This window comes from Saccharopolyspora sp. NPDC000995 (genome assembly GCF_053599315.1).
The window spans coordinates 1-1,407 of the sequence record NZ_JBSFLZ010000333.1 but is presented as its reverse complement, the minus strand read 5'-3'; the positions used below and the strand labels follow the sequence as shown (position 1 = coordinate 1,407).

The following is a 1,407-nucleotide window of genomic DNA, read 5'->3' as shown; positions in this document are numbered from 1 at the left end:
GACCCCACGTCCCACTCTCCCCGGGCCAGCGCTACCCGATCACACACCCATTCCGGCAGGCCGCCCTCCAGACACTTCTTACTGAGATCACCTCAATGCAGTCGCGGCACGGTCTCACGAGTGGTGGCGCATTGGACTTGCCCATGTTGAGTCCGCATCGCGACGTCGCGATGGTGCCGGGCTTGCGTTCGTGTGCATACCCGAGATGGTCAGTCCAAACCACCCGGACCCCAGGCAGACCCGCGCACCCGTCCATCGCGGGCGCTGGTCCGAACAAGCCCGATCTGCTCACCCTGTGCCCCCGTCTGATCTCAGGGCATGAGCCCGAACGTGAAGTACATGGGAGAGTCGCCGCAATTTGTCCGCTAGCACTACCTGATTCTCTAGGGGGCAGTCCCCCCGCACGATATTGAACTGCGCGTCGCTGATTGCCCATTGGGCTTCAGCAAGCATCACAGCAAGCGTGTCGGCCGGAACCTGAGCCACGGGTGGCATATCGGCCGGTCGATCAGCTCTGGAAATAACGACTAGCAGGCAGGGAACGCACGCAATCCCCTCACCCTCCTCACACTCTTCCACCAGCACGCGTCGGAACTTCTCCCCAGACACGGACGTCACCGTGCCATCCCTAGATTCTTCCGCGCAGTGCAGGACACGTTTCGACTCACGCACGACGCCCTTTTTGTAACGGAACCACCGCACGCCGCTACCCTCGTGCGCCTGGTCGGGCGGACCAGGTGGGCCAGGTGGGCCAGGTGGACCAGGAACGGCGCTGTGACTTGGCATGGTGTCTCCTGGTGGTTGACCCAACACGTACGCTGGGTGGGTGTGTGACAGGTGGTGTGTGTTGGCTAAAGAGTGGCTGTGGTCGTCACAACCACACAATTGCTCTAAATGGGTGAGATCAACCTGCCGACACGTGAGGACGGACCGTCATGGTTGCAGCCAACGGATCACCACGCGCTAGAGCGCTAGCAGCCGGTTTGAGGCAAGCTCGCAGAGATCGGGGTGTGAGTTTGCGCGAACTGGCGAAACATATTTCAAGTGACGCTTCTAATCTTTCTAAGATTGAGCTTGGAAAAAAGGTGCCCACTCCGGAATTGGTCGCGAGAATACTGGGCGCATTGCATACTGCGCAAGAAGAGTACGAGAGAATTCTCGATCTTGCGCGTAATGCTAGTGAACCTAATGGACTGACGGTTGGCATGCCCGGCATCACCAAGCAACTCGCGGGTAGCATCGAGAGTGAGCAAGAATCATCGGCGATTCATGTTTGGTCGCCAATGATGGTGCCAGGATTGCTCCAAACTTCTGAGCATTATTCTGGCGGTTTGAATACCGGGCAATAGGGCAACGGCCCCGACCTAGTAAGATCGTTTTCCGACCAAAGAACACGATTTACAGGTG

General features: G+C 58.4%; 1 protein-coding gene. It reads left to right on the top strand.

The window, feature by feature from the left end:
- Positions 1–935 precede the first annotated feature (935 nt).
- Positions 936–1,349, top strand: a complete 414-nt coding sequence (locus ACWDKQ_RS36160; protein WP_450143239.1) for a helix-turn-helix domain-containing protein — start codon at positions 936–938, stop codon at positions 1,347–1,349.
- Positions 1,350–1,407 lie beyond the last annotated feature (58 nt).

Coding starts and splice junctions, on each gene's coding strand:
- ACWDKQ_RS36160 (WP_450143239.1), top strand. CDS start 936: ATGGTTGCAGCCAACGGATCACCACGCGCTAGAGCGCTAGCAGCCGGT.